The sequence below is a fragment of the Bartonella sp. MR168JLCBS genome, from assembly GCF_042194175.1.
Map to the genome: position 1 here is coordinate 1 of NZ_JBHIMP010000548.1, position 590 is coordinate 590.

At 40.8% G+C, this 590-nt stretch carries 2 pseudogenes; both read left to right on the forward strand.

The window, feature by feature from the left end:
• Positions 1-123: pseudogene (locus ACFIK8_RS12570) on the forward strand (peptidylprolyl isomerase); the annotation flags it as partial.
• A 116-nt stretch (positions 124-239) separates the two neighbouring features.
• A pseudogene (locus ACFIK8_RS12575) lies at positions 240-590 on the forward strand (bifunctional ornithine acetyltransferase/N-acetylglutamate synthase); the annotation flags it as partial.

Genomic DNA, 590 nt, shown 5'->3' on the forward strand with positions numbered 1-590 from the left:
GATTTGCGCAACACGATAGATGTGAAATATCCTGATCCTAATGTTATAAAACTCATGCAATCACTTAATCAAAATGAGACGCCACTTCCGGATGAGACGTCTGATGAAGAAGAAGCACAATAGCATCTTTTAAAGCAGCTGGGCGATTTGATAGATTGGTTTTATTCAAAAAGCCTAGCAGTTGTTTGCTAGAGGTATTTATCTATAATCGTTTCATTTCTTTTTATGGAAAGCATACTGTGGCTTTAAAAATATCTCCTTTGTCTCCCCAAAACATACAGGAGCTTCCGCCATTATCTGGTGTGGGATTAGAGATAAAGGTCGTACGGATCTTCTTTTTATTGTCTTCGATGCGCCAACAAGTGTGGCAGGTGTTTTTACGCGCTCAAAATGCCCTTCTGCTTCTGTGGATCATTGTCGTGCATCACTTCCTCATGGAGTTGCGCGGGGTGTTGTTGTCAATTCTGGGAATGCAAATGCTTTTACGGGACGCAAAGGAAAGCAAACAGCAGATGCAATATTGCAGGCTGCCGCGAGTGCTTTGAAGGTTAAAGAAAATGAAATTTTTATAGCTTCTACAGGTGTTATTG